This window comes from Methylohalomonas lacus (genome assembly GCF_024808875.1).
Lineage (GTDB): Bacteria > Pseudomonadota > Gammaproteobacteria > Methylohalomonadales > Methylohalomonadaceae > Methylohalomonas > Methylohalomonas lacus.
Map to the genome: position 1 here is coordinate 25,720 of NZ_JANUCT010000024.1, position 10,249 is coordinate 35,968.

At 62.3% G+C, this 10,249-nt stretch carries 9 protein-coding genes, 3 tRNA genes and 1 pseudogene; 9 read left to right on the plus strand and 4 right to left on the minus strand.

What is annotated here, in order from left to right; all coding sequences use genetic code 11:
• Window positions 1-34: 34 nt before the first annotated feature.
• From J2T55_RS12510 to def, 4 genes are read right to left on the minus strand one after another with little or no spacing between them, the layout of a single operon-like run.
• A complete protein-coding gene (locus J2T55_RS12510; RefSeq protein ID WP_259057557.1) occupies window positions 35-616 on the minus strand; it encodes a DUF4390 domain-containing protein in 582 nt (193 codons plus the stop codon).
• Window positions 594-1,895, minus strand: coding sequence for a 16S rRNA (cytosine(967)-C(5))-methyltransferase RsmB (gene rsmB / locus J2T55_RS12515; RefSeq protein WP_259057558.1), 1,302 nt, complete (start codon window positions 1,893-1,895; stop codon window positions 594-596). Before rsmB ends, J2T55_RS12510 begins: the two co-directional genes overlap by 23 nt.
• 4 nt (window positions 1,896-1,899) lie before the next feature.
• A complete protein-coding gene (gene fmt / locus J2T55_RS12520; protein ID WP_259057560.1) occupies window positions 1,900-2,826 on the minus strand; it encodes a methionyl-tRNA formyltransferase in 927 nt (308 codons plus the stop codon).
• Entirely contained in the window at window positions 2,823-3,335 is a 513-nt protein-coding gene (def, locus tag J2T55_RS12525; protein WP_259057562.1) for a peptide deformylase, read from the minus strand. Before def ends, fmt begins: the two co-directional genes overlap by 4 nt.
• A gap of 218 nt (window positions 3,336-3,553) precedes the next feature.
• On the opposite strand from def, the gene J2T55_RS12530 reads away from it, so the two are divergent.
• From J2T55_RS12530 to J2T55_RS12570, 9 genes and pseudogenes are all read left to right on the plus strand, one after another.
• The gene (locus J2T55_RS12530) at window positions 3,554-4,720 is read left to right on the plus strand and encodes a LysM peptidoglycan-binding domain-containing protein (RefSeq protein WP_259057564.1); all 1,167 of its coding nucleotides are present in this window, start codon (window positions 3,554-3,556) and stop codon (window positions 4,718-4,720) included.
• 70 nt (window positions 4,721-4,790) lie between these two features.
• Window positions 4,791-5,939, plus strand: a pseudogene (gene dprA, locus J2T55_RS12535) (DNA-processing protein DprA).
• A complete protein-coding gene (locus tag J2T55_RS12540; RefSeq protein ID WP_259057566.1) occupies window positions 5,936-6,415 on the plus strand; it encodes a DUF494 family protein in 480 nt (159 codons plus the stop codon). The pseudogene dprA and the gene J2T55_RS12540 overlap by 4 nt, the downstream one beginning before the upstream one ends.
• 62 nt (window positions 6,416-6,477) lie before the next feature.
• On the plus strand, window positions 6,478-8,820 hold the full coding sequence (locus J2T55_RS12545) for a DNA topoisomerase I (RefSeq protein WP_259057568.1): 2,343 nt from the start codon (window positions 6,478-6,480) through the stop codon (window positions 8,818-8,820).
• A gap of 27 nt (window positions 8,821-8,847) precedes the next feature.
• Entirely contained in the window at window positions 8,848-9,426 is a 579-nt protein-coding gene (locus J2T55_RS12550; RefSeq protein WP_259057570.1) for a Sua5/YciO/YrdC/YwlC family protein, read from the plus strand.
• Between the two features lie 77 nt (window positions 9,427-9,503).
• A tRNA-Tyr gene (locus J2T55_RS12555) sits at window positions 9,504-9,588 on the plus strand.
• Between the two features lie 90 nt (window positions 9,589-9,678).
• Window positions 9,679-9,752 (plus strand) — tRNA-Gly (locus J2T55_RS12560).
• Window positions 9,753-9,962: 210 nt separating this feature from the next.
• Window positions 9,963-10,038 (plus strand) — tRNA-Thr (locus tag J2T55_RS12565).
• A 107-nt stretch (window positions 10,039-10,145) separates the two neighbouring features.
• Window positions 10,146-10,249 (plus strand): GTP-binding protein (locus tag J2T55_RS12570; RefSeq protein ID WP_259057573.1); only part of this gene is annotated, 104 nt, incomplete at its 3' end.

Consider the following 10,249-nt stretch of genomic DNA (forward strand, 5'->3'; position numbering starts at 1 on the left):
GTCGCTCCCGGGCCGGCGACAGACAGGGGCCGCTTCATGGATGAATCCGCCATTCGTGCCAGCCGCTGTTTAGTCGCCAGCTGGCGGAAATGTGTGCGGCCGGGCGCATCGGCGCCGGCAGGCTCTCGATATCCAGCCAGGCACGGATACGACCGCGGTAGTTCCCTTCGGCTTCCAGCTCGGTGCTGTCCAGCAACGGGTAATCGCTCATGGTTCCAATGAACTCCAGTGCTTCCTGGAGGGACAGGAAACTGCGCCGGCGGTACTTGTGCGTGACCAGGTAGTTCTTGCTCAGCGCCTGGCGCTCGAGGCGGAAATTCTCGCTGTGTTCGACCAGCGTGCGGTCCCAAAGCCAGAAGCGTTCCTTCAGTACCTCCAGTTCGACGACGATATTCAGGGCGACGCCATTATCCAGTGCCTTCAGCGCCTCTTCGCTGAGCTCAAAGTCGAGTTGCGCGCTGGCGGTGAGCTGGCCCGCCACCAGGTTGCTGCCGGCCTCGCGGACCTTGATGCTCGCCGCCCGCGCGTCGGTGCCGGGCGCCAGCAACGACAGCACGAGCAGAGCCGCGATCGCAGCCAGCAGTGAGCGGAATCTAACGCTTGCCGAGGCGGGCATAGAAAAAACCGTCCATCTCCTTGTCGCCGGGCAGAATCTGGCGCCCGTGCAGCTGTTGCCGTCCCCAGGGCGCGGCGATGGGTTGTTCACTGGCGTCGTCGTGTTGTGCCAGAAAGCCGGCGATTTGTTCGCTGTTTTCCGCCGGCAGCACAGAACAGGTGGCATACAACAGCTTACCGCCCGGTGCCAGGAGCGGCCAGAGGGCGGTCAGCAGTTGTGTCTGCATTGCCACCGCCGCATCGATCGCTGCGCGATCGCGATGATACTTGATATCCGGGTGACGGCGAATTACGCCGCTGCCGCTGCACGGGGCGTCGAGCAGGATACGATCGAATGCATTGCCGTCCCACCAGTCCCGCGGGCGGGCGGCGTCGGCGGCGATGCAGGTCGCGCTCAGTTGCAGGCGTTCGAGTCCGGACTGCAGCCGCGCCAGCCGATCGGCGCTGCGGTCGATGGCAACCACCTCGGCCAGGCCGGGTTCCTGCTCAAGCATGTGGGCGGTCTTGCCGCCGGGGGCGGCGCAGGCGTCGAGCACCCGTTGACCGGGCTCGAGGTCCAGCAGCCCGGCGGCCAGCTGGGCGGCCGGATCCTGCACCGAGACCAGGCCGTCGGCGAACCCCGGCAGGCGGCCGGCAGCCACCGCCGGTTCCACCCGCAGGGCATAGTCTGCGTCGGCATGGGGCGTGCCTGTCAGGCCGGCGGCGGTCAGCAGCTGGTGGTATTGCTCGCAGTCGCTGCGGCGCCGGTTGACGCGGATATAAAACGGCGGTCGCTGGTTGTTGGCCGCCGCGATCGTCTGCCAGTCTTCCGGCCAGGCCTTCTGCAGGGTCTTCAGCAGCCATTTCGGATGTGCCAGTGCCGCGGCCGGCTGTGCCGCCGCCTGTTGCTGGAGCTGCACGCGTTCACGCGTGGCACGCCGCAGTACCGCATTGACCAGTGTCGCCGCCCAGGGTTTGTCGAGTTCGCTACATGCATCGACGCCGGTGGCCACCGCGGCGTGATCGGGCGTGTCGAGATCGAGAATCTGGTAAAGACCGACCAGCAGCAGCAGGCCGATATCGCTGTCGGCTGTTTTCAGCGGCCGGTCGAGCAGCTGGCTGAGCTGGAAGCGTAACCGCGGCAGCCAGCGCAGCACGCCGTAGCAGAGTTCCTGCACGAAGGCCTGGTCGCGCTCTGGCAGCGCCACGCGCGCATTCGCGTTGCTGATTGCCCGTTCCAGCGGCACGTCGGTGTCGATAACCTCCGCCAGGATGCGGACGGCCAGGCTGCGGCTGTGCATGGACTCAGCCGGCGCTCAGGAAGTCGGGCCGGCCGTTCAGGAACTCGGCCGCCGTCAGCGGCCGGCCGCCGGGCAACTGCAGGCGCTGCAGGCGCAGCAGGCCGGCGCCGGTGGCGACATCGATGCCGTGCCTGTCACCGGCGACGACCCGGCCGGGGGCCGCGGTGACGGCGGCGTCGAGGGCTTCAGCCTGCCAGATCTTGCATTGTAGCCCGCTGAGTTTGGCGCTGGCGCCCGGTGCCGGATTGAAGGCACGCACCGCGCGCGCCAGCTCGCCGGCCGGCCGTTGCCAGTCGAGGCGCGCCTCCTGCTTGTGGATCTTGCTGGCATAACTGGCAGCGGCACCATCCTGCGGCGTCGCTGCCAGCCGGCCGAGTTCGGGCAGCCGATCGATCAGTGCAGCGGCGCCGATCTCGGCCAGTCGCGTCTGCAGGCTGGCCGTGGTGTCATTCTTATAAATAGGTGTGCGTACCTGGTCCAGCACCGGACCGGTGTCGAGGCCGACGTCCATCTGCATGAGGCTGACGCCGGTTTCGCTGTCGCCGGCGAGGATGGCACGTTGCACCGGCGCGGCACCGCGCCAGCGGGGCAGCAGCGAGAAATGCAGGTTGATGCAGCCGTGCCGGGGTCGCTGGAGCACGCTTTCGGTCAGCAGCAGGCCATAGGCGACGACGATAAGGGCGTCGACGTCGGCCAGCTCGCTGTCCGCCGCCAGTTCGGCAGCGCTGGCGGGTTGCTGCACGCTCAGGCCGTGGTCTTCGGCGAGTGTCTTGACCGGGCTGGGCTGCAGCTTGCGGCCCCGGCCGGCCGGCCGATCCGGCTGCGTGTAGACGCGGCTGATGCGGTGCGGGGACGCCAGCAGCGCCGCCAGTACCGTGGCCGCCGGCGCCGGGGTGCCGGCGAACGCCAGTCGCAGGGCCGTGGCGGTCACAGCGTCTGGCGTTCGAGCTTCTGGCGTTTTTCCAGCTTCTTCTGGACCCGCTTGCGTTTCAGGCCGGACAGGTAGTCGACGAACAGGCGGCCGTTGAGGTGATCGATTTCATGCTGGACGCAGACGGCCAGCAGGCCATCGGTTTCCTGTTCGTGGGTCTCGCCGTCGAGATCCTGGTAGCGGAAGCGGATCCACTCGGCGCGTTCGACGACATCGAAATAGTCCGGTACCGACAGGCAGCCTTCCTCCATCTCCTTGCTGCCGCGACTCTCCAGCACTTCCGGATTCACAAGGTAAAACGGGCTGTTGCGCTCGGCCGACAGGTCAATGACCACGACGCGGTGCTGGACGTCGACCTGGGTCGCGGCCAGGCCGATGCCGTTTTCAGCATACATTGTTTCCAGCATGTCGGCGGCCAGCCGGCGGATGCTGTCGTCAACCTGGGCGACCGGTTCGGCCTTCTTGCGCAGGTTCGGATCGGGATAATGAAGTACTTTGAGTTTTGCCATAACCGCGGTAGCTTGACCGGGTGATGAACCCGGTTTTGGCCGTAAATTATCTAATTGATTGACTATGAAGCATTATAACCGATTTTGACCAAGGTCTCATAAATGCGTTCGCAGATGGTGGAACGGTTGACATTTTGCTATTCTTCTTAAAATCTACATTAAAGAACCGCCGTAACAGTCCTGATATCCGGCGCAAAATCTGATGCGGAATAAAAAAAATGCGGAACAAATTACTCACCTTCCTGCTGTGCGCCCTGCTACCGGTCGCCTCGTTTGCCCAGTCGCCGGCGGTTAAATCCGATCACCCGGATCGCTATACGGTCGTCAAGGGGGATACCCTCTGGGATATTTCCGCGCGTTTCCTGCGCGAGCCCTGGCGCTGGCCGGAAATCTGGGAAGTCAATCCGCAGATCGACAATCCGCATCTGATTTATCCGGGCGATGTGGTTTACCTGACCTATCGTGACGGCAGGCCGGTCCTGTCGGTCAATCGCGACGGTCGCACCGGCGCCGGCGGCAGCCGTACCGTCAAGCTGTCGCCAGAGATACGCAGCTCCGCGAGTGACCGCGCGATTCCATCGATACCGGTCGAGTACATCCGGCCATTCCTGAGCCAGCAACGGGTCGTTTCCGAAAACGAGATGGCCGACTGGCCCTACGTCGTGTCGAGCTACGATCAGCGCCTGGTCGCCGCTACCGGCAACAAGATCTACGTTCGCGGTCTGGATGAAGCGGAAACCGCCACGGATTACACCATCTACCGGCAGGGGCCGGCCTACGTGCTGCCCAGCGATGCGGACGACTACGATCGCTCGCCGGTGGTGCAGTCCAAGTACAACTACCGCGAAATCGAGGGTGAGATCCTCGGCTATCAGGCCCTGTACGTGGGCGAGGCGGAAGTCGTGCGCAGCGGCGATCCGGCCTCGGCTATCATCACCGACTCCGAGCGCGAAATCCGCGTCGGCGACCGGCTGGTGCCGCAGACCGAGCAGTCCGGCCTGGGCGGTGATTTCATTCCCTCGGAGCCGGACGAGTCGATCGATGGCCGCATCGTTTCGGTTATCGACGGTGTCTCCGAGATTGGCAATTACCAGGTGGTGGTGATTTCTGCCGGCACCAATCAGGGGCTTGAGTCCGGCAACGTGCTGGCCGTCTACCAGAGCGGCGAGGTGGTGCGCGATAAAGTCCCTGCCCGCACGGCGTCGCGAAATAATCCTTACCTGGAATACTTTGGTGCGCCCAAGACCCGCGGCGAGCGGGTCGTGCTGCCGGAAGAGTTCGCCGGCGTCATCGTCGTCTTCCGCACCTTTGAGAAAGTCAGCTACGCCCTGGTCATGGATACCGAGCGGCCGATTCATATCTACGACACTGTTACCAATCCGTAAACGCTAGCGGCATGTATCGCTGCCGGCCCGTAAACGGAGGCCGCCAGCGATTGGCCACGGGAGTTGGTCCATGGATGGAACAACCGCCGCCGCCGGCGCTGACCGGCGTAATTGGCTGGCACTGGCCAGCGTCAAGGGTGTCGGCCCGGCTGCCGCCCAGCGGTTATTGAAGCATTTTGGTTCGCCGGCAGCGCTGCTGGCCTGCAGCCGGGGGGAACTGATTGCCGCCGGGATGCCGGCCGATCGGGCCCGGGCGCTGTCGCAACCGGACTGGCGCGCCGTCGACCGTGCCTGTGCCTGGTTGGAGGAGGCCGGCGAGGCGCGTTGCCTGCTCACACTGCAGGATGTCACCTACCCCGAGCTGTTGCGCCAGATTGCCGACCCGCCGTTGCTGCTGTTCGTTCGCGGCCGCCGCGAGTGCCTTGCAGCGCCACAGCTGGCGGTGGTCGGCAGCCGCAACCCGAGCGCGGATGGCCGCGGCGTGGCGCGCGATTTTGCCCGCCAGCTGGGACACGCCGGCCTGACAATCAACAGCGGCCTGGCGGTGGGCATCGATGCCGCCGCCCACGAGGGCGCGCTGGATGCGGGCGGGGCGACGATCGCGGTGTCCGGGTGCGGTCCGGATCGCATCTACCCGCAACGCCATGCCGACCTGGCCTAACGCATTCTTGCCGGCGCCGGTGCCCTGGTCAGCGAGTTTTTCCCCGGGACGCCGCGGCTGGCGGCCCACTTTCCGCGTCGCAACCGCATCATCAGCGGTCTCAGTGCCGGCGTTCTGGTGGTCGAGGCTGCCCTGCGCAGCGGCTCGTTGATTACCGCGCGCTATGCCAGTGAACAGGGGCGCGAGGTGTTTGCCATTCCCGGCTCCATTCACACGCCGCAGGCACGCGGTTGCCATCACCTGATCCGCCAGGGCGCCAAGCTGGTCGAATCGGAGCAGGACATCATCGAAGAGCTCGGTCCATTGCTGCATGTTGCGTGTTCGACGGCGATACCGGCCGCCGCCGGGTCGGCGGAAAATCTTTCGGATTTGTCCGCAGAGGCACTGCAATTACTGGCACACATCGGTGCAGCCCCCGTATCGGTGGACAGCCTGGTCGTGCGCAGTGGATTGACGGCTGATGCCGTTTCCTCCATTCTGTTATTACTAGAACTGCGCGGGCTGGTGGCTTCACAACCAGGCGGCACCTACTCACGCCTTCGAAGAGATAACACATGAAAGAAACCGTGTTAGACGTTCTCATGTATCTGTTTGACAATTACATCGAAGACGACGTTGAATTTACCCCTGATGAGGACGTCCTCCGGGTAGAACTGAAAGAAGCCGGTTTCGGCGAACACCAGGTCAGCAAGGCATTTGATTGGCTCGAGGGCCTGGCCATGCAGAAGGAAACGGTGGCCCTGCCGAAGCTGGCGCAGCGGCCCTCGACCCGCATTCTCTCGGATGAAGAAGCCAACAAGCTGGATACGGAATGCTATGGCTTCCTGATGTTCCTTGAAAATATCGGCGTACTGGATGGCAGTGATCGTGAAATGGTCATCGACCGTCTCATGGCCCTGGAGACCGAAGAGATCGAACTGCAGCAGCTTAAATGGGTGGTGTTGATGGTGTTGTTCAACCAGCCCGGCAAGGAAGCGGCCTTTACCTGGGTCGAGGACCTGGTCATGGATGAATTTAACGCCAGCCTGCACTGATTGCTTCCAAACCCTGTGTGGCAGGATGATGTCGCACAGCTAACCAACTGAATTATTCCTGCATGAGCAAATCACTCGTTATCGTCGAATCGCCGGCGAAAGCGAAAACCTTGAGTCGCTACCTGGGCAAGGATTACGAAATCCTGGCTTCCTACGGGCACGTGCGCGATCTGCTGCCGAAAAGCGGTGCCGTGGATACCGAGCATCAGTTCGAGATGAAATACCAGGTCATCGACAAGAACAAGAAGCATGTCGATGCCATCGTCAAGGCGCTGAAAAAGGCCGACGACCTGTATCTGGCCACAGACCCGGACCGGGAAGGTGAGGCCATATCCTGGCATCTGTACGAGTTGCTCAAGGAAAAAGGCGCAATCGATGACAAGAACGTCCACCGCGTGGTATTCCACGAGGTGACCAAGAGTGCCATCCAGGACGCCATCGCCCACCCGCGCAAGCTGTCCACGGATCTGATCGATGCCCAGCAGGCACGTCGCGCGCTCGATTACCTGGTCGGTTTCAATCTGTCGCCGTTACTGTGGAAGAAGATCCGTCGTGGTCTGTCGGCCGGTCGGGTTCAGAGTCCGGCCCTGCGCATGATCTGCGAGCGCGAGGCCGAGATCGAGGCGTTCGTGCCACGCGAATACTGGACCATCGAGGCGGATCTCGAGCATGACGGCAACGCCTTCAATGCGAAATTGACGTACTACAACGACGAGAAGCTGAAGCAGTTCTCGATCGACAACACCGAGCAGGCCAACGCCGCCCGCGAGGCCCTGTTGCAGGCCGCGCAGGGCAGCGATAGCCGCAAGGCGCTGACGGTCGATAATGTTGAGAAGAAACAGCGCCGCCGTCAGCCGGCGCCGCCGTTCATTACCTCGACGCTGCAGCAGGAAGCCTCGCGCAAGCTCGGCTTCACCGCCCAGCGCACCATGCGTACCGCGCAGCAGTTGTACGAGGGCATTGATACCGGTGATGGTGCCGTGGGTCTGATTTCTTACATGCGTACCGATTCGGTGAACCTGGCCGAAGAAGCGATCAACGAGTTGCGGACCTATATCAGCCACGAATACGGCAAGGATAATCTTCCCGCGCAGCCGCGCGTGTTCAAGACCTCGGCGAAAAATGCCCAGGAAGCGCACGAAGCGATCCGGCCGACCTCGGTTGAGCGACTGCCGCAGCAGATCAAGAGTCATCTGACCGATGATCAGTTCAAGCTATACGATCTGATCTGGAAGCGGGCCGTTGCCTGCCAGATGAAGCACGCGACGATCAACACGGTGGCCGTGGACATGAAGTGCGGCGACGGCAACGTCTTCCGCGCCAACGGTTCGACTATTGTTGATCCCGGCTTTATTGCCGTCTATCAGGAAGACGTCGACGACAAGAAACCGGAGAATGACGACAAGACGCTACCGCCGCTGGAGCAGGGCGACAAGCCAGCATTGAACGAGATCCGCGCCGAACAGCACTTCACCGAGCCGCCGCCGCGCTATTCGGAAGCCAGCCTGGTAAAGACCCTGGAAGAGTACGGCATCGGCCGGCCATCGACCTACGCCAGCATCATATCCACGCTGTTGCAGCGCGAATACGTGGAGCTCGATCGCAAGCGCTTCATCCCGACCGACGTTGGTCGCATCGTCAACAAGTTTCTGACCGAGCACTTCACCGACTACGTCGATTACGACTTTACCGCCAAGCTTGAGGACCAACTCGACTCGATCGCCCGTGGCGAGCAGGACTGGATCCCGGTTCTGGATCAGTTCTGGAAGAGCTTCGACAGCAAGGTCAAGGAAAAGGAAGAAAGCGTCAGCCGCAAGGAGGCCGTGGCGGCGCGCGAACTCGGTACCGATCCGAAGAGTGGTCGGCCGGTCACCGTGCGCATGGGCCGTTATGGGCCGTTTGTCCAGATCGGCGAGCGCGAGGACGAGGAGAAACCGAAGTTTGCCGGTCTCAAGCCCGGCCAGCGCATGGATACCATCACGCTCGACGAGGCCCTGCCGCTGTTCAAATTGCCGCGCCAACTCGGTGAAACCGCCGACGGTGACGAGGTCGAGGCCAACATCGGCCGCTTCGGCCCGTATGTACGCTTTGGCAAGAAATTTGTCTCGCTCAAGGGCGAGGATGATCCCTACACAGTGACGCTGGAACGCGCGCTCGAGCTCATCGAGGAAAAGAAACAGGCCGATCTGGAACGGCAGATCAAGGTTTTCGACGAAGCCGGCATTTCCATCCTCAAGGGCCGCTATGGCCCCTATGTCACCGATGGCAAGAAGAACGTGCGGGTGCCCAAGGACCGCGAGCCGGACAGCCTGACGCTGGAAGAGTGCCAGGAAATGATCGCCAATGCGCCCGAGAAGCGTGGTCGCGGCCGGGCAGCGAAGAAAAAGAAAAAAACCGCCAGCTAGCCGGCTGGTTCACGCCAAGGCCTGCGCTTGAGCGCCGCAAACTCAGTCCCCACCTGGAAAACCGCTCCGGCGCTGCGGGCGCTGACCGCGCACGGCGTTATCGCCTATCCCACCGAGGCGGTCTATGGTCTCGGCTGCCTGCCGCAACGCGCGCCGGTACAGCGGCTGTTGCGGATAAAACGCCGCTCACCGCGCAAGGGATTGATTTTAATAGGGGCATATCCCGACCAGTTCCGTCGCTACATCGATTTTGCCGATGCCCGGGTCGACTGGATGCAGGTTTTTGCCAGTTGGCCGGGGGCGGTGACCTGGTTGTTGCCCACGCGCCCGGGTACGCCGGCCTGGCTGACCGGCGAGCACACCAGTCTGGCGGTGCGGGTGAGCGACCACCCACTGGTACAGGCGCTGTGCGCGCGGTCCGGCGCCATCATCTCGACCAGTGCCAACCCGGCCGGCTGTGTCCCGGCGCGCGACCCGGCGCGGGTCCGCGCCTACTTCGGCGGGCAGCTGGATTATGTGCTCAATGGGCCGCTTGGCGGGCGCAGTCAGCCCAGCGAAATCCGTTACGGCCTGACGGGGGCCGTAATCCGGCCGGCGACCGGCTAGCGAAAATAGTTGGAAAATAGTCTCGGGATTGATTGACAGGCTGTTGTTATTTTTCGAAAATGCACGGCTTACATTTTGGAGGGATACCCAAGCGGCCAACGGGGGCAGACTGTAAATCTGCTGGCATTGCCTTCGGAGGTTCGAATCCTCCTCCCTCCACCAGATATTATTCCGGCGTTATCAACCGGATAGCTGACAGGGTGGTGTAGAGCGAGCCCCGCTGACGGGCGGCGTATGTGTGCAAGGTTTAAGGCGGGTGTAGCTCAATGGTAGAGCCTCGGCCTTCCAAGCCGATGACGTGGGTTCGATTCCCATCACCCGCTCCAGAATAGTTTAGTCAACGTTTTGTAAACTGCCAGGGCTATTTTGCAGTACGCCCTAGAAATTGTGTACTGGATTGGCCAGGGCCGGAATTGGCAAGGATCGATACGCGCTGCCGCTGCTGGCGCGAACGTCAGGCCAGGTCGCCGGGCTGGAGTTTAGGCATTGGTTTCTAATGCGCCGGCACGGCGGACCGGTGAAACAGTTTGAACAGCGCCCATGTAGCTCAGGCGGTAGAGCACTCCCTTGGTAAGGGAGAGGTCACTGGTTCGATTCCAGTCATGGGCACCAGTTTGCAGATTAGGCAGACATTATTAAATAGTAATTTATTGCGTCAGTCTGGGCGCAGATTATTCAACCATACAGTGAGATAGAACGAGAGCCTGGAGGAACGCCCCATGTCCAAGGAAAAATTCGAACGCAGTAAGCCGCATGTCAATGTCGGCACGATTGGTCACGTGGACCATGGGAAGACGACGCTGACGGCGGCGATGACGAAGGT

What these genes read in the sequence shown, in the direction of transcription:
- J2T55_RS12510 (WP_259057557.1), bottom strand. Translation starts at nt 616, where the DNA reads ATGCCCGCCTCGGCAAGCGTTAGATTCCGCTCACTGCTGGCTGCGATC.
- rsmB (WP_259057558.1), bottom strand. Translation starts at nt 1,895, where the DNA reads ATGCACAGCCGCAGCCTGGCCGTCCGCATCCTGGCGGAGGTTATCGAC.
- def (WP_259057562.1), bottom strand. Translation starts at nt 3,335, where the DNA reads ATGGCAAAACTCAAAGTACTTCATTATCCCGATCCGAACCTGCGCAAG.
- J2T55_RS12530 (WP_259057564.1), top strand. Translation starts at nt 3,554, where the DNA reads ATGCGGAACAAATTACTCACCTTCCTGCTGTGCGCCCTGCTACCGGTC.
- J2T55_RS12540 (WP_259057566.1), top strand. Translation starts at nt 5,936, where the DNA reads ATGAAAGAAACCGTGTTAGACGTTCTCATGTATCTGTTTGACAATTAC.
- J2T55_RS12545 (WP_259057568.1), top strand. Translation starts at nt 6,478, where the DNA reads ATGAGCAAATCACTCGTTATCGTCGAATCGCCGGCGAAAGCGAAAACC.